Here is a 20,793-nt window from a genome sequence, read left to right on the forward strand (position 1 = left end):
TCTTACTCCTCGGGGTCCCTGATAAACACCAAGCCCAGCTCCTCATCCAGCACCACCGTCAATCTGCCTATCACCGCCTGTCCTTCAATTAGTTCCAACGGCCTGAGCTGCCGCAGCAACGGATGCTCGACGAAGGCACGCGGCACCTCCGTTGCCAGCAGGTGCTTGACCAGATCTTTGCGCGAGGTCTTGATCTGCCGGCTGGCCAAGGCCAGGGCCAGGTCATCGGAAACCCTATGCGCCGGGTCGAAGAGTTCTCCCCCAGCGGACAAGGACCAGCCGCCTTCCCGGCGATACACCGGGACCAGGGAAACCGACTCGTCTCCCAGGCGGGTGTAGTTCGGCAGACCGAGTCCTTCCTCGCCTTCCTGATAACCTCGATTGCGCTGCGTGTAAGCCAACTGGGGCTCGTCTTCCACAGCGATCGCCACGTTCGTCGCCATCATTCGCTCGGTGCGACGCTCACCCAGGCGCTTGCCGTAGGCTTCCACTTCGATGAAATGGCGATCGCGCTCGGTGATCTCCGCCGGCAGTTGCACCTCCTCGTCGTAGACCGCCTGGACCAGCAGGTCGATATCCTCGGGCAGTCGCAGATGATCCCGGAGGGACAGCAGCGCCCAGGTCCGCCCCAGGATGTAGGGGTCGTAGACATACTCCCAAGCCGTCGCCTTCAACTCGGGGAAGCGTTGCGGGTTCAGCCCGGCCACGTACAACCGTGCCTCGGCATGCGCCTCGGGGCGCAACCGATGAGCGTGCCGGTGCAGGCGCCCGGCGCGCTGCAGGAGCAGGTCCACCGGCGCCAGGTCGGTGAACATGAAGTCAAAGTCAATATCCAGCGATTGTTCCGCTACCTGGGTCGCCACCAACAAGGCCCGCTCGGGGCGCTGCCCCTCCTTGCCGAAGCAGTCGAGCACCTGGCCTTCCAGGCGTCCGCGCTGGTCTTCGGGAAAACGCGCATGGAACAGCAGCAAGCGGGTTTCCTCGCCGACCTGTGCCTGCAGCAGGCGATAGAGTCGTTGCGCGCGGTCTACGGTGTTGACGATAACTACGCCACAGCCGCCATGGGACAAGGCCTGCAACGCCTGTTCGGCGATACCTGGGAGGGCTTCCGTTACTTCGCGCAGGAGAATCCGTGGAAGCGAACGAGCCTGGCAGGCCTTCGACCGGACACCCCGCCCGTCGGCCAGCAGCAAACGCGGGTAGGCCGTCTGCGTTAACTCCGCGTCGTTCACACCCCAGGCGCGCAGCAGCTCGCAACGGCGCTGAGCGGGCAAGGTCGCGCTCATCAACACCACAGAGCAACCCATGGCCCGCAACCAGCGCAACAGTGCCTCGATCAAGGCACTGGTATAGGTGTCGTAGGCGTGCACTTCGTCAAGTACCACAACCTTGTTCGCCAGCCCCCAGAGCAGAACGAAGTGGTGCTTGACGTTCAGCGCGGCGAACAGCGCCTGGTCCACCGTGCCCACGCCATACGGAGAGAGCAGCGCCCGCCGACGACGGGCGAACCAGGCCGAGGACGCCACGCTTGCACCTGCGCCGCCGGCGATCCCGCGCAAGTGCAGGACCTGCGCGTCCTGCCCGGCCCCGCCGTGGACCAGTTGCACATCCGCGCCGTCGCCGCCGGCAAAGGCCTCCAGGAAAGTGCGGACCCGACGGAACAAGGCGTTTCCGGTCGCTCGCGTCGGCAGGGCGAGGTACAGCCCGCGATGCTGGTTGGCCGCCTGCAGGCGCAGATGAGCAAGCAGCGCCAGTTCGGTCTTGCCCTCACCCATTGGCGCCTCCACCAGCAGCAACGCAGGTCCCGCGGCCGTCGCCAGCAGTCCGTCGGCGATGCGCTGCAAAGGACGCGCCTCGACCGCCTGCTGAAGGCCAAGCACACGGCCGAGCAGTTGGTCGACCTCGGACAGTTCCGCAAGCAACGGCCGGTAATGCCGCCAGCCGATGGTCGCCAGCGCCGCCTCGGCACGCCGCCGGGCATCCTCGAAATAGTCGGCGAAGGCCGGCTGGCGCTCACCCAGCGGGAACCACTCTGGATTGGAACCAATCCAGTCGGAAACGCTGGTCAGCCCCGCCAGCCACTGAACGGCAGGCTGCGATAGCTCCTCCAGGGACGCCTGGCCTGTCGGCGCCAACAGCTTCCAATAGAGATCGAAGAGGCGACGCCGGGCCTGGCACCAGTCGGCCGGCTCGTGTCGCTGGACCACCCGTTCTATATCGGCAGAAGTGAAGTTGTAGCCATGATGGGCGCTGATCGCCTGCAGCACGTGCAGTATCCACAGCAAGGATGCATCGCCTTTTTCCAGCAGCAGCGGGCGCAGGAGCGAGGCGCTGGCACAGGCGTGGTCGGTGACCTTCAACAGGCGCGTATCGAAGCGCAGGCCGTTGGCCTCGTCCCGCTCGCGACCCGCCGGCCATTTGGCCTGGAACCCGGCTATCGCCTTGCCGAAGTCGTGCAGCCCAACCAGCGTAGCGATCCAGCGCGGCGCGCCGTCCAGCGGCAGCCCCAGGGCCTCGGCGGCCCATCGCCGACTGCTCCGCGGCTCGTGCTCCAGCACCGTCAGGGCCACCGCGGCCACATCCAGCAGGTGTGCCAGCAAACCATGGCCAGCCCCCTCATCGCTCTTGGCCCAGAGGTATCGCGATACGTCATCCATGTCAGAAAAGCCGAGCATTCCTTCCACCTTCCATCCCTGCCTACAACCGAGGCCGATCCTGAACTGCGGCTATCCTGCGTTCACCGCCGGCCCCTGGACTTGCCACATATCAGCCGACTCGCTGCCACAGGGCGATCCTACAGAGAAAAGAAAATGCCATTATTTGGCTATCGTTTCCAGCCCTCCCTCGGCGCCCGTACCGGGCCTGAGCCAGACCGGAGGAACGCGTCCTATTGGTGCATGACGCTCGTCAAGGAGCAGCCAGCGAGGGATGCGCCTGCTCCCCCCGTTTAGCAAGCGAAGGAGCGCAGGAGGGATATGGACCGGACCGACCACCCCTGTCCAAATTAGCAGGAACTCCATGGTGCAACAGCGAACGTCGGACATTCCGCTAACTCACTAACAACCTTCACTTGCCGCCTGTTCACAATCTATTTCCTTCCGCCACAGGGGGCTGGAAGCCTTCTTCGAGACCGGTAAGGGCAAGGTATCCAGGCAGCCCCCGCCCAATGCCTGCGCCGTCAGTTATTCGTGCTGAGCGAAGCCTGCATCCCCAGCGACGTGAACCAGGTTGGTTGGAAACTCCATGCCCTGAAAGAGGATCTTGCCGGACGGTGGGCGATCCGCGTCTCCGGCAACTGGCGGCTGACACTGGTGATCACGCCACTGGTCGTAGTGCCGCGCGGTTCGCCCCACCATGGGAAATACCGCGCGGTGGGGCGAACCGCAGGAGCGTAGACAGGTTTATCCCACGCCTGTGGGGGAACATCGGACCAGCCTGGTCACCATCGATGTCGATACCAGCTCATCCCCACGCCCGTGGGGAACACCAGGCAGCCAGTGCAGCCGCCACGATCGATGACGGTTCATCCCCACACCCGTGGGGAACACGGCGTGCTCCTGGCCAAGGGCAAGGAATACCTCGGTTCATCCCCACACCCGTGGGGAACACAGAAGCATCTCCTGAACGGACTCTAGAACAACCGGTTCATCCCCACACCCGTGGGGAACACAAATCGGCGCTCAACGTTCTGCCGTTCATGAACGGTTCATCCCCACACCCGTGGGGAACACAGCAGCACGACATCACCATCGAACGACACGGCCGGTTCATCCCCACACCCGTGGGGAACACCAGAACTCCACCGACTACGCCCAGCACACCTACGGTTCATCCCCACACCCGTGGGGAACACCACTGGCCGAGGTTGCCACCCAGCCTCTTTGCCGGTTCATCCCCACACCCGTGGGGAACACGTAGCCATCCGCCTCAACCTCCACGTCGGAGGCGGTTCATCCCCACACCCGTGGGGAACACTACAAGTTCGAATCCCTCCCGGAGGGCTACGACGGTTCATCCCCACACCCGTGGGGAACACCGCAGCTGGTCCACGTCCTGGGAAATGAACGCCGGTTCATCCCCACACCCGTGGGGAACACAGGTCCGTGGACTCTCCCTCAGTCATGTACGCCGGTTCATCCCCACACCCGTGGGGAACACCCTTACCGTATCCCATTGTTTTAAAAAAAGAAAAACAACAGCAAAATTCTACCGGGCCAAGCGGCCCTCGCGCCGCTCCTGGAAATGAGGGCCGTACTCATCCCACAGCCTAATCCGGCAGCTCCCTCGGGACCATTCGAAACCTACCCGCATCGGGATCCCGCGGTCCCCCAAGCTGATTGAACGCAAGCGCACCCACCGCCCTCCTATATTCCATACGACCCACCACCTCAACCGGAACCGAGCAAGACTCCGCAGACATGGCACAGCCTTTCACCATCGAACCGGACCCGAACCCCCTCGACCATTCACCGGCCTTCCTGGCCAACGGAGGAGCGGTCGGGAAACTGTTGCTCAGCCTCGACGCGGCCAGTTCGCCCCTCGGCCCGCCGGACGCCTGGTCGGCGAGCCTGAAGACGACGATGGCCACGCTGCTGCCGGCCAAGGCGCAGATCGTGCTGTTCTGGGGCGCGGAATTCGTCGCCCTGTACAACGATGCCTACGCGCCGAGCATCGGCGACAAGCATCCGCGCGCCCTCGGCCGGCCGGCGATAGAGAACTGGCGGGAGCTGTGGGATGACCTCGAACCGCTGCTGCGCGGGGTGTACGAGACCGGTGAAACCTTCGCGGCAAAGGATCGGCCCTTCTACATCGAACGCCATGGACGCGGCGAGACGGTCTATTTCGACGTGTCCTATTCGGCGGTGCGGGAAACCGACGGTTCCGTCGGCGGCGTGCTGTGCATCGTCACCGAGACCACCGAGCGGGTGCGTTTCGAACGCCGCCAGGCGTTCCTCCTGGAACTGGGCCAGACCCTGCCGTCCCTGGCCGATCCCCTGGAAATCGAAGCCACCGCCCTGCGCCGGCTCGGCGAGGAGCTGGGCGCGTCGCGGATATTCTTCGGCGAGGACAACGGCGACGGCATGACCTTCCAGGTCCATCGCGACTATCTCCACGACGGCCGCTCGGCGGTCGGTCGGCATCGCTACCTGGCGTTCGGCGCCACCCTGTCCGGCGAACTGCATGCCGGACGCAGCGTGGCGCGGGAAGACCTCGCCGGGGAGCGCGGCATGAGTCTCGACGAGGCGGCGAGCCGCGCGCGCCTGGGGCTGGGCGCCACGCTGCACGTCCCGGTGCTGCGCCACGGCCGGCTGGAGGCGCTGCTGGCGATCCACTTCGCCCATCCGCAGGCGCTCGGCGAAGATTCGCGCCGCCTGGCGGAGGAAGCCGCCAAGCTGGCCTGGACCTCGCTCACCCATGCCCGCGCGGAGCTGGCGCTGCGCACCAGTTCCGCGCAACTGGCGGCGATGTTCGACCAGGCCAGCGCGGGCATCGCGGTATGCGACCGGAACTGGCGCTTCACCCGGGTCAACGATCGCTACTGCGAGATCGCCGGCCGTTCGCGCGAGACCCTGCTCGGCCTGCGCATGCAGGACATCCTCGACCCCGCCGACTTCGCCCTCCCTGCGGCGCCAGGCGGAGCGACCGGCGCGGCGTTCGAGATGAGCGGCCGCTACGTTCGCCCCGACGGCGATACGGTGTGGGTGCAGAACCAGGTCACGCCGCTGGTGGACGAGCAGCATGCCGCCAGCGGCCTGCTCTGCGTGTGCATGGACATCAGCGCGCGGGTACGCGCCGAGAACGAGCTGCGCGAACTCAACGAAAGCCTGGAAGAACGTGTCGCGACCATGCTCGCCCAGCGCGAAAGCGCCCTGGCGCAGCTTCACGAGGCACGCAAGATGGAGATGGTCGGCCAGTTGACCGGCGGCATCGCCCATGACTTCAACAACCTGCTGACGCCGATCATGGCCTCGCTGGAACTGATCCGCCGGCGGCTCGACGACGCCCGCTCCACCGACCTCATCGACGGCGCGCTACAGTCCGCCGAACGGGCGCGGAACCTCGTCGGTCGCCTGCTCACCTTCGCCCGCCGGCAAACCCTCAAGCCGCAGGCGGTGGCCCTGCGCGAGCTGGTCGAAGGCATGCACGACCTGATCGAGCGCTCGCTCGGCCCGACCATCGAGGTCCGCATCGAGATCCCGGAACGCCTGCCTGCGGTGGTTGTGGATCCGCACCAGTTCGAACTGGCCATCCTCAACCTCGCGGTGAACGCCCGCGACGCCATGGGCGAAGGCGGCCGCCTGGAAATAGGCGCGCGGACCGACCTGGTGATCGACGGCGCGGTGGACGGTCTCGGCGCCGGCCGCTACGTGTGCCTGGAAGTCGCCGACAACGGCGGAGGCATGCCCGCCGAGGTGCTGGCCCGCTGCATGGAGCCGTTCTTTTCCACCAAGGGCGTGGGCAAGGGCACCGGCCTCGGCCTGTCGATGGTCCAGGGCCTGGTCGCCCAGTCCGGCGGCGGCCTGGGGATCCACTCGGAGATCGGCAAGGGGACCCGGGTGAGCATCTGGCTGCCGATCACCGCGGAGCAGACGCAATCCACCGCAGAAAGCTGCCCGGACGCACCGGAAGCGTTGCGGCCGACCCACGTGCTGCTGGTCGACGACGACAGGATGGTGCGCTACACCACCGCGCTGCTGCTCGGCGATCTCGGCTACCAGGTCAGCGAGGCGGCGTCGGCGGAGGAAGCCCTGGGCGAGGTCGAGCGCGGCCTGGCGCCCGACCTGCTGGTCACCGACCATCTCATGGCCGACAAGACCGGCGTGCAGCTTGCCGAGGAACTGCGCCAGCGCTTCCCACAATTGCCGGTGCTGGTCATCACCGGCTACGCCAACCTCAGGCCCGAGCAACTCAACGGCTTCGAGGTGTTGACCAAGCCGTTCCGCCACAACGAACTCGCCGAACGCCTCGCCCGGCTGCTGGAAGCCTCGCCGTGAGGCCCCGGGCCGGCGGAACGCCTCAGCGCACCCGCTCGCGGCTCTTCACCGCCAGGTCCAGGGCTTTCTGCATGTCCAGCCGCGCCGAGCGGCCGACGTCGCGGTGGTCCAGGCGGTAGCCGCGCTCCGAGGGCAGGATCGGTGCGGTGAGGTCCTCGGCATCGGCCGGCTCGAAATCGTAGTCGCCGCCGATGGTCATGGCGCTGCGCCGGAGCAGCATGCGGATCTCCTCGGGTCGCAGCCGCGGGTTGAGGGAAAGCATGGCGGCGACAGTGCCGGCGACCATCGGCGTGGCATAGGAGGTGCCGCAGTGCACCTCGCCCCGCGCGTCCCGCTCCAGGGTCGAGGCATGGGTACAGGCGGCGGCGGTGACATCCACCCGCATGTCGACGTTCGAGGTGCTGCGCTTGACCGCGTAGGCCGGGTCGTCCACCGCCAGGCCTTGGCGCTCGCTGCGCTGGTGGCCGCCCACCACCAGCAACTGCTCGGTGACGAAGGAGGACGGCAGGCGGTATTCGTCGGTACCGGAGTAGGACGAGCCGTTGCCGGCGGAGTTGACCACCAGCACGTCCGGATGCTCCTTGCGCAGCCAGAGGAAGAATTCCTCGAGCAACTCCTCGTAGCCGCTCATGGCGATCCCCGAGCGCACCAGCGAATCCACCTCGTCGCCGTCGACGTCGCGAGCGCCGACGCGGTGGATGCCCCAGCTCCAGTTGAGCACCCGCACGCCATCCTCCACCAGGTTCACCGAGGCGGCGACGTTGGCCGTGATGCCAGCGTCCGAATTGCGCTCGACGATCACTTCGAAACCCTGGCTGGCGCGGTCCAGCCCACGCAGGAAGCCACTGTTGCCGCCCTGGTCCCAGCGCGCGGCGAGGATGCCGGCGACCGTCGAACCGTGGTTGTCGGGACGTTCGGCATCGCGCGCGTAGAGGCAGGTACGCGGCGCGGGCGCCTTGCAGGGACCGAGGTAGTCGGCGAAGTCGGGGGCGTCGAAGTCGACGTCGCGCTCGATCACCCCGATGCGCACCGGGCGGGTCTCCAGCGGGGCCTGGCGGGCGCGGACCCGACGCTGGTAATAGTTCACCGCGTCCATGAAACGATTGGCCGCCCACTCGTCGGAGTCGCTGTCCGGCTTGTCCACGGGCCGGCGCGCCGCCTCGGTTTCCTCGCCCTTCTCCGGCGCGGACTCCTCCACCACCACGGCGTCCACGCTGGTCTCGCTGCCGATGCGGAGGACCAGCGCGTCGCGCTGGACGAGGTCGCGCGCCGGCAGGCGCAACTGGTAGAGGTTCAACGGCGGGATCGCGCCGACCACCCGCGCGCCATATTTATCGGCCAGGCGTTCGGCCTCCCGGCGACCGTCGTGGTTCTCCTCGATCAACAGGCTGACCAGGTCGACGTAGGTGGTCAGGCCATCCATGTTCTTCGCCACCTCGTCGGGACCGGCGGCGAGCACATGGCTGCCGTTCAGGGTCAGCCATACCGGATTGCTGCTGCGCCCGCCCTGCTCCAGCCAAAGCGGACCGCTGGCGTGGCCACGGCGGTCCAGGCGGAGCCGCAGGCCGTCGCCCTCGCGCCGCAGGGCGGTGGCCGGCAGTTCGCGGCCGTCCAGCAACAGGCGCGGCAGGCCGGCACCCAGGCCGCGCACGCGCAGGCACCACTCCTGCCGCTCGCTGGCCAGGAGATCGCCGCAGCGCTCCAGGCGCTCCAGGCGCAGGGGTGTTTCGGCGGCGACCAAAGGACTGCCCAGGGACGCGAAAAGGATGGCGAAAACGGCACGGCGCAGCGGCATGGACTCGGCTTCCGGAACGGGGACCTGTTGTTCCGACCGCCTGGCGAAACGCTTCGTTCAGGTTGAAGGCGGGCGCAGGCTAGCCCGCCAGTTGCTCCAGCGCTCGCCGGGTGACGCCATCGATATAGCCCGGCTCGCCATAGATGCGCGCCAGCAGGATGGCGCCTTCGAAATCGGCCACCAGTTGCCGGCCGCGCTCCAGCGCCTGCGCCTCGTCGAAGGCCGGGCGGTAGAGCTGGGCGAAGGCTTGCGCCCAGTCGTCGAGGAAACTGCGGATCGGCGCCATCAGCTCGCTGCGACCATAGCTGGCGTCGACCGCGACCACGCCCATCAGGCAGCCGATGCTGTCGTCCTGGAACAACCGGGCGGCCTTGCGGCCGAGTTTTTCCAGGCGCTCGCGGGGCGTCAGCAGCGGGTCGTAGGCGATGCTGAAGAGCGTCTCGGCGAGCCGCTGGTGGGTCCATTCGAGAACGTCGCGGAGCAAGGCTTCCTTGTTCGGGTAGTGGTGGTAGAACGAGGCCTTGGTCAAGCCGCAGGCGCTGGACAGCATGTCCATAGTGGTGCCGTGGTAGCCGTAGCGACGGAAGGTGCCGGCGCAGCACTGGAGAAGCTCGTCGCGGGAGATTTTCAACGGACGCACGGAAGGTTCCTGCTCTCGATCAAAGGCGTTGATTCTATGCCATAAGCCTTGGCGCCTCAATTTGACGGTTACCGAATGTTTGTTTAGTTTTTACAAACCGAATGTTCGGTAGGTAACTAGAAGAAGTTTCCGCTCCACCAACCCAAGCACAGGAGAGAGGCATCATGAGCGAAGCCAACAGCGGCCCGGGCCGCGTCACCCGAGAGCAGCGCGGTCATCTGTTTCTCATCGGCCTGGACCGCGCGGGCAAGCGCAACGCCTTCGACAGCGCAATGCTGGCGGACCTGGCGCTGGCCATGGGTGAATACGAGCGCAGCGAGGAATCCCGCTGTGCCGTGCTCTTCGCCCATGGCGAGCACTTCACCGCCGGGCTCGACCTGATGGAACTGGCACCGAAGCTCGCCGCCAGCGGTTTCCGCTATCCGGACGGCGGCGTCGATCCCTGGGGCGTGGTCCAGCCGCGTCGGAGCAAGCCGCTGGTGGTCGCGGTGCAAGGCACCTGCTGGACCGCCGGGATAGAGCTAATGCTCAATGCCGACATCGCGGTGGCCGCGCGCGGCACGCGCTTCGCCCATCTGGAGGTGCTACGCGGCATCCCGCCGCTGGGCGGATCCACCGTGCGCTTCCCGCGCGCGGCGGGCTGGACCGACGCCATGCGCTACATCCTCACCGGCGATGAGTTCGATGCCGACGAAGCCCTGCGCATGCGCCTGCTCACCGAGGTGGTGGAACCCGGCGAGGAACTGGCACGGGCCCTCGAATACGCCGAGCGGATCGCCCGGGCCGCGCCGCTGGCGGTGCGCGCCGCGCTGCAATCGGCGTTCCAGGGGCGCGACGAGGGGGACGATGCGGCGCTGTCGCGGGTCAACGAGTCGCTGGCCGCGTTGATCGGCAGCGAGGACGTCCGCGAGGGCGTGCTGGCGATGGTGCAAAAGCGCGCGCCGGCGTTCAAAGGCCGCTAGCTCCCCTGCGGGTCGACCCCCGGTCGCTCCGCTCCATCTCTCCTGCGGAAACCGACATGACTTCGTTGACTCAACATTCCGCAGCGCCGGTGCGGATGGAACGCCTGGCCCTGCCCGCGACCGACGGCTATCCGCTGTCCGCCTACCGCTACCACGCGCCGGGCCACGCCCATGGCAACCTGCTGGTGGCCGGCGCGACGGGCGTCGCCCAGCGCTTCTACCGGCGTTTCGCCGAACACGCCGCGCGCCAGGGCTTCGACGTACTCACCCTGGACTATCGCGGCATCGGCGAATCCGCGCCGGCAAGCCTGAAGGGCTTCGCCATGTCCTACCTGGACTGGGCCTACCGGGACCTCGCCGCCGCCGTCGAGCTGCTCGGCCGGGAGGAGCGGCCGCTGTACTGGATCGGCCACTCCTTCGGCGGCCACGCCATCGGCCTGCTGCCCGACCATGGGCGGCTCGCCGCCTGCTACAGCTTCGGCAGCGGCGCCGGCTGGAGCGGCTGGATGTCGCGCCGCGAAGCGCTCAAGGTGCGCCTGCTGTGGACCCTGGTGCTGCCGCCGCTGGTGGCCTGGAAAGGCTACATGGCCTGGAGCCTGCTGGGCATGGGCGACGACCTGCCGCTGGGGGTCTACCGCGACTGGAAGCGCTGGTGCCGCCATCCCCGCTACTATTTCGACGACCCGGCGATGCGCCACCTCCACCAGCGCTACGCCGCAGTGCGCACGCCCTGTCTGTTCGCCACCGCCCTGGACGATCCCTGGGCACCGCCGCGCTCGCGGGACGCCTTCGTCGAGGCCTACCGCAACGCACCGCTGGAAACCCTCGACCTGCGACCCGACGGTGGACCGCTCGGACACATGGGCTACTTCCGCGCCGGTGCAGAGGCGCTGTGGGACGACGCCCTGCGCTGGCTGAGACGGCATCCGGAGAACGCCTGAAAGACCAGCGAGAGCGCGCCATGCACCCGTTGCCGTTGTCCCTTCGCCTGTTCGCCGTCGCATTCTGGCTGGGCGTGGTCGCCGTGGTGTTCCTTCTCGAACGCAGCCGCGCCGAAAGCCGCGACCGGGGTTTCGCCGGGAGACCGCCACCAAGGCCGACAGCTTTGCCGGGGTGAACCGCTACTCCCGGCAGATCGCCCGCATCTCCCTGCTGGCCATCCCGGCCGGGCTGCTGGCCCTGGGCTGCGGCCCGTACCTGATGCGACAACGCTGAAAAATCCGCCGACTGTCCATTTCGCGACGATGACTGGCGCTTTTGCCGGCGCAGGCCGCCCGCGCCTGCCTTACCGTTCCCCGCTCTTTCAGACACGGGAGCAGGGCAATGCCGCTTGCCAGTCATCTGCGTTGCGTGGCGCTGGCGCTGGGGATCTCCACCGCGCTGGGCTGCGCGAACCGCAACCAACCCGCGCCACGCGCGGAAAGCCTCGACCCTGGCCTGTCGAGGGTGGCGGGAACCCGCGGCGACGCGCTGCCCGCCCAGTGGTGGACGCTCTACCAGGACCCTGGGCTGAACCACCTGGTGGCCGCCGCGCTGCGCCACAACCGCGACCTGGCCGCAGCCGATGCCCATGCCCGCGCGCTCCTCGGCCATCTGCGCGGCGCACAGGGCGAACGCTGGCCACGGACCGAGGTCGGCTATGGCTACCAGTATGGGCGCGACGGCGACGACCAGACCCTCGCCGAAGCCACCGACGAGGAGCTGCGCAGCCAGTGGAAACACACCGCCCGCCTCGACCTGTCCTACCAGTTGGACCTGTGGGGCGAAGTCCGCGCCCGCATCGCCGCGGCGAAGGCGGATGCCGAAGCGGCGCAAGCGGCGCGCGACCTGCTCAGAGTCAGCGTGGCCAGCCAGACCACCCTCGCCTACGTCCGCGCCTGCGCCCTGGCGCGACGGGCAGAGGTACAACGCCGATCGGTCGGCCTGCTCGACGCGAGCCTGGCGCTGAGCGAACGCCAGCTCGCCGCCGGCCTTTCCAGCGAGCTGCAGCGACGCCGGCTGCTGGCCTTGCGCGAGCGGACCCGCGCCGCGCTGCCGATGCTCGAGGCGCGGCGGCGCGCGGCACTCTACGAACTGGCGCTGCTCAGCGGGCGCTCGCCGCGCCAGTTGGACGCTCCTGCCGCGACCTGCGCCGGCATACCGCAACTGCGCCGTGCCCTGCCCACCGGCGACGGCTGGAGCCTGCTGGCGCGCCGCCCGGACGTCCGCGCGGCCGAGCGCCGGCTCGCCGCCGCCGACGCCCGGCGCGCGCTGGCCGAAGCCGAGCTGTACCCGCGCATCAGCTTCGCCGTCGGCGCCGAAACCTCCGCAGCGACCCTCGCCGGCCTCGGCGGCAGCGGCGCGCTGGCCTACGCGGCCGGCCCGCTGCTGAGCTGGCGCTTCCCCAACCGGGAAAGCGCGCGAGGCCGCCTGGACAGCGCAGCGGCAGAGCGCGACGCCGCTCTGGCGCGCTTCGACGGAGCGGTGCTCGGCGCCCTGCGCGAGGTCGAGCGTGCCTTGGCGCTGTATGCCGGCGAGCGCCAGCGGCGTGCCGACCTCCAGCGTGCCCTCGACGAGCAGCGCCACGCCTACCGGTTGGCGCGCAGCAACTATCGCGCCGGCGCCCTCGATGCCCTCGAGCTGCTCGACAGTCAACGCAGCCTGGTCGCCGACCGGGCGCGCCTGGTCGACGCCGAGATGCGCGTCGCCGAGCGCCAGGTCGAACTGTTCCGGGCTCTCGGCGGCGGCTGGCAAGCCGCTCCCAGCCCCTCCCACCAGGAAAACGGACAATGAACCAGGCAATCAGGGAACCCATCGAACACACCACTGGCGAAACCATGCCAGCAGCCACGCACCGGCGCCGAACCTGGCTGCTGGGCGGCCTCGCCGGCGCCATCGCGCTCGCCGCCCTGCTGGCCTGGTGGTGGAGCAGCGGACGCTTCCTGGAGGGCACCGACGATGCCTATGTACGCGCCGACTGGGTGGCGGTCAGCGCGCAGGTCTCCGGCTACGTCGCCGAGGTGCTGGTGGCCGACGACGCCGACGTCCAGGCCGGCGACCTGCTGCTGCGCCTGGACCCGCGCGACTTCCGCCAGCGCCTGCGCGCCGCCGAGTCCCGCGAAGCGGCGGCGCAGGCGGCGCTGGAAGCCCAGCGCGCGAAGCTGGAGACCCTCGATCGGCAACTGCTGGAGCAGGCGCAGACGATCAGCCGCGCCCGCGCCGATGGCGAAGCGGCGCGAGCCGAATGGCGCCGCGCCGAGACCGACTGGCGACGCTACCGGCAATTGGCCGACGAGCATGCCACCAGTCGCCAGCGCCTGGAGAATGCCGACGCGGCGCACCAGCGAGCGCGGGCGGCAGCGCGGCGGGCAAGCGCCGAGGAAGGCCGCCAGCGCGCCGCCAGGGACGTGCTGAAGAGCCGGCGACGCGAGGCGGAGGCGGCGCTCGCCCAGCGCCAGGCGGAGCTGCAGGAAGCCGCGGCGGCGCGCGAACTGGCGCGCCACGCCCTGGACGATACCGAAATCCGCGCCCCATTCGCCGGCCGCGTCGGCCAGCGCAAGGTGCGCCTGCGCCAGTACGTCACGCCGGGGCTGCCGCTGCTGGCGGTGGTGCCGCTGGAGCAGGCCTACGTGGTGGCCAACTACAAGGAGACCCAGCTCGAACGCATCCGCCCCGGGCAACCGGTAGAGCTGGAGGTGGACACGTTCGGCCGCCGCTGGCGCGGCCGCGTCGACAGCGTGGCGCCGGCCTCCGGCGCGGTATTCGCGCTGCTGCCGCCGGACAACGCCACCGGCAACTTCACCAAGATCGTCCAGCGCTTCCCGGTGCGTATCCGCCTGGACGCCGACGCCGCCGAGCGGGGCCGGCTGCTTCCGGGGATGTCGGTGATCGCCACCGTGGACACTCGCGAACCGGACGGAGCCTCCGCCGATGAGCGCTGACGACAAGGTATCGCTGCGTGCCTGGGTCGCCGTCACCGGCGGCCTGTTCGGCTGCTTCATGGCCGGCATGAACGTGCACGTCACCAGCGCGGCGCTGCCGGAGATAGAAGGCGCGCTGGGAGCCACCTTCGAGGAGGGCTCGTGGATCTCCACCGCCTATCTGGTCGCGGAAATCAGCATGATCCCGCTTACCGCCTGGCTGGTGGAAGTGTTCTCCTTGCGCCGGGTGATGCTCCTCGGCTCGCTGGTGTTCCTGCTCAGTTCGCTGAGCTGCGCGCTGGCGCCGAACCTGTCGACGCTGATCCTGATCCGGGTGATCCAGGGGGCTTCGGGGGCGGTGCTGATCCCGCTGTCGATGCAACTGATCCTCACCGAGCTGCCGTCCAGCCGGATACCCCTCGGCATGGCGCTGTTCAGCCTTTCCAACAGCGTGGCCCAGGCCGCCGGCCCGTCGATCGGCGGCTGGCTGGCGGATGCCTATTCCTGGCGCTGGATCTTTCTCCTGCAACTGTTGCCGGGGATCGCCCTGCTGGCCGCGGTGGCCTGGTCGATCCGCCCCCGCGACGGCGACCGCGAACGCCTGCGCCAGGCCGACTGGCTCGGCATCGGCGCGATGGTCGCCGGCCTCGGCGCGCTGCAGATCGTGCTGGAGGAAGGTGGCCGCCGCGACTGGTTCGAGTCCGGCTTCATCCGCACCTTCGCCGTCCTCGCCGTGCTCGCCCTGCTGCTCTTCGTACAGCGCCAACTGTGGGGCGCGCGGCCGTTCATCAACCTGCGCCTGCTGGGCAGCTACAACTTCGGCGTGTCCAGCCTGGCGATGGCGGTGTTCGGCGCGGCGACCTTCGGCCTGGTGTTCCTGGTGCCCAACTACCTGTCCCAGTTGCAGGGTTTCAACGCCCGGCAGATCGGCGACAGCCTGATCCTCTACGGCCTCGTGCAACTGCTCCTGGCGCCGCTGCTGCCGCGCCTGATGCGCTGGCTGAACCCCAAGCTGCTGGTGGCCGGCGGCTTCGCGATCATGGCCCTGGGCTGCTGGATGGGCGCGCACCTGAACGCCGACGCGGGACGCAACGTGATCATCCCCTCCATCGTCGTGCGCGGCATCGGCCAGCCGCTGATCATGGTCGCGCTCTCGGTACTGGCGGTGAAGGGCCTGGACAAGGCCCAGGCCGGCTCGGCCTCGGCGCTGATCTCGATGCTGCGCAACCTCGGCGGCGCGATCGGCACCGCGCTGCTGACGCAACTGGTCTCGCTGCGCGAGCGCTTCCACTCCGAGCGGATCGGCGAGACCCTGACGATCTTCGACGGCGCCCTGCAGCAGCGCCTGGGCGGTGGCCAGGTGCGGATACAACTGCCGGAGCAGCAGCAGGCGCTGGCCCTGCTCGACCACGGGGTGCGCCAGCAGGCCTATCTGATGGCCTACTCCGACGCCTTCTACCTTTCCTGCGTGGCGCTCCTGGCCTGCGCCCTGGCCTCGCTGATGCTGCGCCAGAAGGACTGAACTCAGTCGCCCTCGGCCACCCCGTAGGCGGCGCCGCGGCCGAAATAGAGGCTCGGCGAAACGCCCAGGGTCCGGCGAAACATGGCGCTGAAGGCGCTCTGGCTGTCGTAGCCGAGGTCCAGTGCGACCTCGAGGATCGAGTGCCCTGCCGCCAGCGCATCGAGGCTGGCGAGCAGGCGCATGCGCCGCAGCCACTGGACGAAGCTGAGACCGGTTTCGCGCTGGAAGGCGCGGGTCAGGGTCCGCGGGCTGACGCCCAGGCGACGCGCGGCATCGCCCAGGCTCCAGTCGGCGGCCGGCTCGGCGCGCAGGCTGCGGCACAGCGCCGCCAGTTGCGGATCGACCGGCTGTGGGACGTGCAGGGCGAGGATCGGCAGCACCCGCAGTTCATCGAGGATCAGCTCCATCACCCGCTCGTCGCGGCCGCCCGGCGGGTAGTCCGGGGCGATCCGCATCGCCGCGACGATCAATTGCCGCAGCAACGGCGGCACGTCCACCACCCGGCAGTCCTGCGGTAGGTCGTGGCGCGCTTGCGGGGCGATGAACAAGGTACGCATGCGCACCTGGCCGGCGAAACGCAGGGCATGCTCGATACCGGCCGGCAACCAGACACCGCGTCCCGGCGGCACCACCCAGATGCCCTCGGCGGTGCCGACCGTGACCACCCCGCTGAGCGCATGGATCAATTGCGCGCGCGAATGCCGGTGCAGCTCGACGCACTCGCCGTGGAGATAATCCTGGGCATAGGCGAAGACCGGACGGGTGGAAGGCAGGTCGATCAGCATCGGGCGGGCCTTGGCGGGCAGTGGTGGCGCTGTCTTTTTACCAGCCGCGCCATGCTAACGACCAGACCCGGCGGAGCACGCCGGCGCTCGCCGCGACGCGGCGAGCGCGCTACCCTGGCCGCCCCGGCGTGGCGCGACTGCCTGGCGTATCCGCCGCGCCATCCCTCCCCAAGCACAGGAGCGAAACCAGCATGGCCTCTTACGCGGAACTGTTCGATATCGGAGAAGACTTCGCCGCCTTCGTCGGCCATGGCCTGGCCACGGAACAGGGCGCGGTCGCGCGGTTCCGGCAGAAGCTGGAAAGCGACGGGCTGCCGAGCGCGCTGACGGAACGCCTGCAACGCATCGAACGGCGCTATCGCCTGCTGGTCGCCGGGGAAATGTGGTGCCCGGACTGCCAGATCAGCCTGGCCGCGCTGGACTTCGCGCAGCGCCTGCAACCGAACATCGAGCTGGCGATCATTTCCAAGGGCCGCGCCGAGGACGACCTGCGCCAGCGCCTGGCGCTGGAGCGAATCCCGATTCCGCTGGTACTGGTGCTGGACGAGGAGTTCAACCTGCTCGGACGCTTCGTCGAACGGCCGCAGGCGGTGCTCGACGGCGGTCCGCAGGCGCTTGCGGCGTACAAGGCGGGCGACTACCTGGAGCACGCCATCGGCGACGTCCTGGCGATCATCGAAGGCGCGGCGCGCTGAGACAGCGCCTGCGCCCGCTTCTCAGTGCCGCGAACAACCCGCGCCAAGGCCTCGGTACTGCAAGCGATGTAGGCGTCCGGCGCTGTCGCGGTAGAGCATCACCAGCGGCACCACGCCACAGGTGGCCGGCACCGGCGTGACGGAAAGCACCCGCTCGATGTCCGGCGGCATGCCGTAGTCGTAGCGCTCGATCGGCGGCAACTCTTTCCCGTCGTCGTCCGCCGCCTGGACCTGGGACGAGCAGGACAGCAGCAAGGCCAGCAAGAACGAGGTTTTCATGAGGTCTTTTCTCCATGCTGCGCCCCGTCGGACAAGACGCTTTGCGAATAGGCCCGGAGCAACCAGGCGAGGTCGGTGAGGATCGCGGCCAGGCGCCACTCGCCGGCGGCCGCCAGGCGGGCGCCGGCACGGCGTGCGTGCCGCACGGCGAGCGGCGGATCGCGATGGCGGACGGCGATGGCTCGCAGTGCGCGCTCGATCCACCGCGCCTCCGCGGCGGCCGGGTCGAGCCCGGCCAGGGCGCGCCACAGGCGCCGCGACTCGCGGCCGAGTTGCAGGGATACGAAGCCCAGGCGCAGGGCCAGCGCGCTGCGCGGATGTTCCATGCCATGCAACGCGCCCAGCTGGGCGATGCGATGCTGCTGGCGGGCCTGCCATGCATGCGCGTCGAAACCGGCGCGACGACGCAGCAAGGCGAGGGTCTCGCGGCGCAGATGGTCGAGCAGCGACGCCGAATGCCGTTCCAGGTCCTTCGGCAGCAGGCGGTAGACCAGCAGGCTGATGCAGAGCGCCAGCACCCAGGCGCAGGACTGGTTGGCGAAGTCGCCGAAATCGAAGCGGGCGAGATTGCCGGTGGCGACCAGGGTATTGAAGGCGATCAGGTAGGCGATTCCCTGCAACGCCCGCCTGGGCACTGTGGTGGCCTGGATACCGAACGACCAGAAGAAGGCGAGGCACAGCAGCAGCAATGGAAAACCGTTGATCAGCGGTAGCAGAAGGAATTTGCAGAGCAATGCGGCAGGTATCGCGTAGAGCGTGCCGCGAATGAAATTGCGCGTGCCCTCGGCGGGAAAGGGCGAGGCTGCCAGCAGCGTGCAGTAGGGGCCGAGCACCGCCAGCAGGGTCGGCCCCTGGTCCCACCCGCTGAGGAACCACAGGGCGCCGCCGACCAGCATCGCCAGCCAGGCTCGCGCGCCGTTGCGCAAGGCCTCGCGGTAATGTCGATGGAAGGCCGCTGGGCGGACGTCGGCGCGGGCCCGGCCGTCGAGCCGGGCGAACCCCCGCAGGGCGGCCTGCAGGTCATCCAGTTGCTCGTCGAGACGCTCCATGAACAGCCCTTCGCGACAGGCATCCGCTTGGTCTGTCGGAAGTCCGCGCCGAATCGCCGCCAGGCGACCGCGCAAGCTCGCGAGCCGTCGCGCGGCGCCGGCGAAGTCGAGCTCGCCGCGCTCCAGTTGGCCGCCCAGCAGGCACAGGTCGTCGGCCATCGGCAGCGCCAGTCCACGCTCCGCCAAGCGCCGGGCCCAATGCGTCTCGCCGGCGAAGCGGAACTCCATCAGCGTGGAAAACAGCGCCGCCAGGCCACCGCGGATCGCCGGGAGCGCAGCGCTCAGCGCCCGCGACTCGGCGCGACCGACGCCCAGCAGGTCGTCTACCGCGTAGACCTCGCCGGCCAGCGTCCGGCGACGGCGCTCCAGTTCCCCGTCAGCCGCACCGGCATGCCGCGCAGCGACCAGCGCCAGCGTCGCCGCGCAGAGCGAGACGAGACGCTGGCGCACCCGCCCGGACACGGTCCTGCGGCTGAAGAGCACGGTCACCAAGCTCAGGCAGCAGACCCCGACGATTACCGCCGAGGCGCGGGTGACGATGTGCTCGAAGGCCGCCTCGGGCTCGACCATGGCCGGTCCCAGCGCCAGGCACACGGTGTAGCCGGCGACCACCGCGGCGGTGGCGTAGAAGTGCCGGACCAGGCTCATGACGCCGACGCAGAGACCCAGCCAGAAACCCAGGGCGACGACGAACAGCAGCATCTTCTGGGCGAACAGCGCGGTCAGGACGAAGGCAGCGAGCGTGCCGACCAGGGTACCCACGGCGCGCCACCAGCCCTTGCCGACCACCGCCCCCTGCACCGGATTGATCAGCAACAGCACAGTGGACGCCGCGGAAAACGGCGAATCCAGTTGCAGGTAGAGTCCCAGGCCGAGCGCCAGAGCGGCAGCGCCGATGCTGCGCAGCACGTAGCCCAGGCTGTCGGTCCGCCAGGGCAACGGCAACGCCGCGTACCAATCGCGCCCGCCGGACGCCGACGCCGCCATCAAAGGTACTCCTGCAACCAGCGGGTCAGCCGCCAGTGCCGCGCGGTCCCCGCCTGCAGCACCTCGACACTGCCGGTCATGCCGGCGGCAAGCACCACGCCCGCCGGTACCCGGTCGAGTTCGATGCGCACCGGCACGCGCTGCGCCAGGCGTATCCAGCTGAAGTTCGGGCTGACCTGCGGCAGGCCGCTGTCGGCACGGCTTTCGTTGAGGTCGGCGACACCGCGACCGATGCTCGCGACATGGCCGTCGAGCAGCGGATCGAACCCCATCAGCTTGATCGTCGCCGGCGCGCCGACCTGTACATTGCGCAGCTTGGTTTCCTCGAAATAGCCGGTGACCCAGAAGCTTCGCCGATCGACGATGAAGATGTTGGTCCGGCCCGCCGCCGCGTAATCGCCGGGCTGCACGCGCAACTGCGTCACATAGCCGTCCACCGGCGAGCGCAACTCGCTGCGCCGCAGGTCCAGCCGCGCCTGGTCGAGCGCCGCCCCGGCGGCCTCGGCGCGGGCGCGGGCGATACGCAGGGCGCGACCGGCGTTGGCGACCTCCTCGCGCGAAACCGCGCCGGCCAACTGCATGCGTCGGCGCCATTGCTCGTCACGTTGGCGCAGGGTTTCCCGCGCCTGCTCCAGCTCCGCCTCGCGCTGGCGCACGGCCAGGCGATAGCTGCGCGGATCGATGCGGTACAGCGGATCGCCGCGGGCCACCCGCTGGTTATCTGCGACGAACACCGCCTCGACGCTGCCGGAGACTTCCGGCGCGATGCGGATCACCTGCGCGCTGACCCGCCCGTCGCGGGTCCAGGGCGCCAGCACGTAGGCTTGCCACAACTGCAACGCCAGGCACAGGGCGAGCAGGCCGCAGGCGAAGGTCGCAGCCACCTTGGAAAGACGAACGATGGACATGGGGACCTCGGCTCAGAACTTCAGCACCAGCACGGACAGCACGATGAACGACAGGAAGAAACGCAGCAGGCCGGGATGCCAGGCGCATTCCAGCCAGCGCCAGGCGAGGCGCTCCAGCAGCAGGTAGAGCGGCATCGCCAGGCACAGGTAGAGGAACAATGGCGGCACGTAGAGGCCGGAAACGGAGACTTCGCTCAGCATGCAGGGCACCAGGGTATCGAGGGCGCGGAGCGGTCGGCCGCTCCTGTCGGGTTGACGAGCACAGGCTACGGGTCGT

At 68.9% G+C, this 20,793-nt stretch carries 15 protein-coding genes and 1 CRISPR repeat array; of the genes, 7 read left to right on the plus strand and 8 right to left on the minus strand.

The window, feature by feature from the left end:
* Positions 1–2 precede the first annotated feature (2 nt).
* Positions 3–2,675: a CRISPR-associated helicase/endonuclease Cas3 gene (locus M6E97_RS16790; protein ID WP_034005188.1), complete on the minus strand. Its 2,673-nt coding sequence runs from the start codon at positions 2,673–2,675 to the stop codon at positions 3–5.
* A gap of 783 nt (positions 2,676–3,458) precedes the next feature.
* Positions 3,459–4,158: direct repeats of the CRISPR family, unit length 29 nt; unit sequence CGGTTCATCCCCACACCCGTGGGGAACAC.
* A 260-nt stretch (positions 4,159–4,418) separates the two neighbouring features.
* On the opposite strand from M6E97_RS16790, the gene M6E97_RS16800 reads away from it, so the two are divergent.
* Entirely contained in the window at positions 4,419–6,995 is a 2,577-nt protein-coding gene (locus tag M6E97_RS16800) for a PAS domain-containing protein (RefSeq protein ID WP_034005187.1), read from the plus strand.
* Positions 6,996–7,017: 22 nt separating this feature from the next.
* On the opposite strand, the gene M6E97_RS16805 is transcribed toward M6E97_RS16800, so the two are convergent.
* Positions 7,018–8,790: a S8/S53 family peptidase gene (locus M6E97_RS16805; protein ID WP_003086721.1), complete on the minus strand. Its 1,773-nt coding sequence runs from the start codon at positions 8,788–8,790 to the stop codon at positions 7,018–7,020.
* Positions 8,791–8,869: 79 nt separating this feature from the next.
* Entirely contained in the window at positions 8,870–9,430 is a 561-nt protein-coding gene (locus tag M6E97_RS16810; protein WP_049310168.1) for a TetR/AcrR family transcriptional regulator, read from the minus strand.
* A 164-nt stretch (positions 9,431–9,594) separates the two neighbouring features.
* Between M6E97_RS16810 and M6E97_RS16815 the strand changes: the two genes are divergently transcribed.
* The 5 genes from M6E97_RS16815 to M6E97_RS16835 all read left to right on the plus strand — a co-directional run bounded on the left by M6E97_RS16815 (position 9,595) and on the right by M6E97_RS16835 (position 15,813).
* Positions 9,595–10,392: a crotonase/enoyl-CoA hydratase family protein gene (locus M6E97_RS16815; protein WP_003086719.1), complete on the plus strand. Its 798-nt coding sequence runs from the start codon at positions 9,595–9,597 to the stop codon at positions 10,390–10,392.
* A 56-nt stretch (positions 10,393–10,448) separates the two neighbouring features.
* A complete protein-coding gene (locus tag M6E97_RS16820; RefSeq protein ID WP_003086717.1) occupies positions 10,449–11,333 on the plus strand; it encodes an alpha/beta fold hydrolase in 885 nt (294 codons plus the stop codon).
* A gap of 382 nt (positions 11,334–11,715) precedes the next feature.
* Positions 11,716–13,164 (plus strand): efflux transporter outer membrane subunit, encoded by a 1,449-nt coding sequence (locus M6E97_RS16825; RefSeq protein ID WP_023875623.1) that lies wholly within the window; start codon positions 11,716–11,718, stop codon positions 13,162–13,164.
* Complete coding sequence (locus M6E97_RS16830) at positions 13,161–14,312, plus strand: HlyD family secretion protein (protein ID WP_023101422.1); 1,152 nt, start codon at positions 13,161–13,163, stop codon at positions 14,310–14,312. The genes M6E97_RS16825 and M6E97_RS16830 overlap by 4 nt, the downstream gene beginning before the upstream one ends.
* Positions 14,302–15,813, plus strand: a complete 1,512-nt coding sequence (locus M6E97_RS16835) for an MDR family MFS transporter (RefSeq protein ID WP_003082523.1) — start codon at positions 14,302–14,304, stop codon at positions 15,811–15,813. Before M6E97_RS16830 ends, M6E97_RS16835 begins: the two co-directional genes overlap by 11 nt.
* A gap of 2 nt (positions 15,814–15,815) precedes the next feature.
* Here M6E97_RS16835 and M6E97_RS16840 read toward each other — a convergent pair whose 3' ends face one another.
* Positions 15,816–16,598: an AraC family transcriptional regulator gene (locus M6E97_RS16840; protein ID WP_023092084.1), complete on the minus strand. Its 783-nt coding sequence runs from the start codon at positions 16,596–16,598 to the stop codon at positions 15,816–15,818.
* Between the two features lie 191 nt (positions 16,599–16,789).
* Between M6E97_RS16840 and M6E97_RS16845 the strand changes: the two genes are divergently transcribed.
* Positions 16,790–17,293, plus strand: coding sequence for a thioredoxin family protein (locus tag M6E97_RS16845; protein ID WP_023092085.1), 504 nt, complete (start codon positions 16,790–16,792; stop codon positions 17,291–17,293).
* Positions 17,294–17,314: 21 nt separating this feature from the next.
* Here M6E97_RS16845 and M6E97_RS16850 read toward each other — a convergent pair whose 3' ends face one another.
* Genes M6E97_RS16850 through M6E97_RS16865 form a run of 4 tightly spaced genes read right to left on the minus strand, consistent with a single transcriptional unit; the run spans position 17,315 to position 20,726 of the window.
* The gene (locus M6E97_RS16850) at positions 17,315–17,572 is read right to left on the minus strand and encodes a DUF2790 domain-containing protein (RefSeq protein WP_049310112.1); all 258 of its coding nucleotides are present in this window, start codon (positions 17,570–17,572) and stop codon (positions 17,315–17,317) included.
* Positions 17,569–19,608 (minus strand): FUSC family protein, encoded by a 2,040-nt coding sequence (locus M6E97_RS16855; protein WP_023092087.1) that lies wholly within the window; start codon positions 19,606–19,608, stop codon positions 17,569–17,571. The genes M6E97_RS16850 and M6E97_RS16855 overlap by 4 nt, the downstream gene beginning before the upstream one ends.
* Complete coding sequence (locus tag M6E97_RS16860; RefSeq protein ID WP_003112442.1) at positions 19,608–20,516, minus strand: HlyD family secretion protein; 909 nt, start codon at positions 20,514–20,516, stop codon at positions 19,608–19,610. The genes M6E97_RS16855 and M6E97_RS16860 overlap by 1 nt, the downstream gene beginning before the upstream one ends.
* Positions 20,517–20,528: 12 nt before the next feature.
* Complete coding sequence (locus tag M6E97_RS16865; RefSeq protein WP_003082517.1) at positions 20,529–20,726, minus strand: DUF1656 domain-containing protein; 198 nt, start codon at positions 20,724–20,726, stop codon at positions 20,529–20,531.
* Positions 20,727–20,793: the final 67 nt, after the last annotated feature.

This window comes from Pseudomonas sp. B111, from assembly GCF_026428275.1.
Lineage (GTDB): Bacteria > Pseudomonadota > Gammaproteobacteria > Pseudomonadales > Pseudomonadaceae > Pseudomonas > Pseudomonas aeruginosa.

Excerpts from the sequence above, each read along its gene's own strand:
- M6E97_RS16790 (WP_034005188.1), bottom strand. The coding sequence starts at position 2,675 with ATGCTCGGCTTTTCTGACATGGATGACGTATCGCGATACCTCTGGGCC.
- M6E97_RS16800 (WP_034005187.1), top strand. The coding sequence starts at position 4,419 with ATGGCACAGCCTTTCACCATCGAACCGGACCCGAACCCCCTCGACCAT.
- M6E97_RS16805 (WP_003086721.1), bottom strand. The coding sequence starts at position 8,790 with ATGCCGCTGCGCCGTGCCGTTTTCGCCATCCTTTTCGCGTCCCTGGGC.
- M6E97_RS16815 (WP_003086719.1), top strand. The coding sequence starts at position 9,595 with ATGAGCGAAGCCAACAGCGGCCCGGGCCGCGTCACCCGAGAGCAGCGC.
- M6E97_RS16820 (WP_003086717.1), top strand. The coding sequence starts at position 10,449 with ATGACTTCGTTGACTCAACATTCCGCAGCGCCGGTGCGGATGGAACGC.
- M6E97_RS16825 (WP_023875623.1), top strand. The coding sequence starts at position 11,716 with ATGCCGCTTGCCAGTCATCTGCGTTGCGTGGCGCTGGCGCTGGGGATC.
- M6E97_RS16830 (WP_023101422.1), top strand. The coding sequence starts at position 13,161 with ATGAACCAGGCAATCAGGGAACCCATCGAACACACCACTGGCGAAACC.
- M6E97_RS16835 (WP_003082523.1), top strand. The coding sequence starts at position 14,302 with ATGAGCGCTGACGACAAGGTATCGCTGCGTGCCTGGGTCGCCGTCACC.
- M6E97_RS16840 (WP_023092084.1), bottom strand. The coding sequence starts at position 16,598 with ATGCTGATCGACCTGCCTTCCACCCGTCCGGTCTTCGCCTATGCCCAG.
- M6E97_RS16845 (WP_023092085.1), top strand. The coding sequence starts at position 16,790 with ATGGCCTCTTACGCGGAACTGTTCGATATCGGAGAAGACTTCGCCGCC.
- M6E97_RS16850 (WP_049310112.1), bottom strand. The coding sequence starts at position 17,572 with ATGAAAACCTCGTTCTTGCTGGCCTTGCTGCTGTCCTGCTCGTCCCAG.
- M6E97_RS16855 (WP_023092087.1), bottom strand. The coding sequence starts at position 19,608 with ATGGCGGCGTCGGCGTCCGGCGGGCGCGATTGGTACGCGGCGTTGCCG.
- M6E97_RS16860 (WP_003112442.1), bottom strand. The coding sequence starts at position 20,516 with ATGTCCATCGTTCGTCTTTCCAAGGTGGCTGCGACCTTCGCCTGCGGC.